We start from the raw sequence: 1,182 nt of genomic DNA, 5'->3' as shown, positions 1-1,182 counted from the left end.
AAATTCGAGCGCAACAAGCCGCACGTCAACATCGGCACCATCGGTCACATCGACCACGGCAAGACCACGCTGACCGCCGCCATCACGAAGCTTTCGCACATGCGCGGCTTCGGCGAGTACGTGGCCTTCGACCAGATCGACAAGGCTCCCGAAGAGAAAGAGCGCGGCATCACCATCGCCACGGCCCACGTGGAGTACCAGACCGCCACGCGCCACTACGCGCACGTGGACTGCCCCGGTCACGCCGACTACATCAAGAACATGATCACCGGCGCGGCCCAGATGGACGGCGCGATCCTGGTGGTCGCCGCCACCGACGGCCCCATGCCCCAGACCCGTGAGCACATCCTGCTCGCCCGTCAGGTCGGCGTGCCCCACTTGGTGGTGTTCATGAACAAGGTCGACCTGGTGGACGACGCCGAGCTGCTGGAGCTGGTGGAGCTGGAAGTGCGCGAGCTTCTCTCCAAGTACGGCTACCCCGGCGACGACATCCCGGTGATCAAGGGCTCCGCCCTGAAGGGCCTGGAGTGCGACGACGCCAAGAGCGCCGACGCCCAGCCCATCTACGAGCTGCTCGACGCCTGCGACTCCTACTTCCCTGAGCCGCAGCGCGACATCGACAAGCCCTTCCTGATGCCCATCGAAGACGTGTTCTCCATCTCCGGCCGCGGCACCGTGGTGACCGGCCGTGTGGAGCGCGGTTGCGTCAAGGTGGGTGAGGAAGTCGAGATCGTGGGCATCAAGGACTCGGTGAAGACCACCTGCACCGGCGTGGAAATGTTCCGCAAGCTGCTCGACCAGGGCCAGGCCGGCGACAACGTGGGCGTGCTGCTGCGCGGCATCAAGCGCGAAGACGTGGAGCGCGGCCAGGTTCTGGCCAAGCCTGGGTCCATCAAGCCCCACAAGAAGTACAAGGCCGAGGTGTACGTCCTGACCAAGGAAGAGGGCGGCCGTCACACGCCGTTCTTCTCCGGCTACCGCCCGCAGTTCTACTTCCGCACCACCGACGTGACCGGTGTGGTGACCCTGAACGAAGGCGTCGAGATGGTCATGCCCGGCGACAACGCCACCTTCAACGTCGAGCTGATCGCCCCCATCGCCATGGAGACCGGCCTGCGCTTCGCCATCCGCGAAGGCGGCCGTACCGTCGGCGCCGGTGTCGTGACCGAGATCATGGAGTAG

Annotated in this window: 1 protein-coding gene; it reads left to right on the top strand. The window is 65.3% G+C overall.

Annotated elements, in window-relative coordinates; translation table 11 throughout:
• Positions 1-1,182, top strand: a 1,182-nt coding sequence (gene tuf / locus NNJEOMEG_RS20215; protein WP_173087282.1) for an elongation factor Tu, incomplete at its 5' end; no start/stop codon positions are given.

It is taken from the genome of Fundidesulfovibrio magnetotacticus, assembly GCF_013019105.1.
Classification (GTDB): domain Bacteria; phylum Desulfobacterota; class Desulfovibrionia; order Desulfovibrionales; family Desulfovibrionaceae; genus Fundidesulfovibrio; species Fundidesulfovibrio magnetotacticus.
This window is presented reverse-complemented; position numbering and strand designations above follow the sequence as displayed.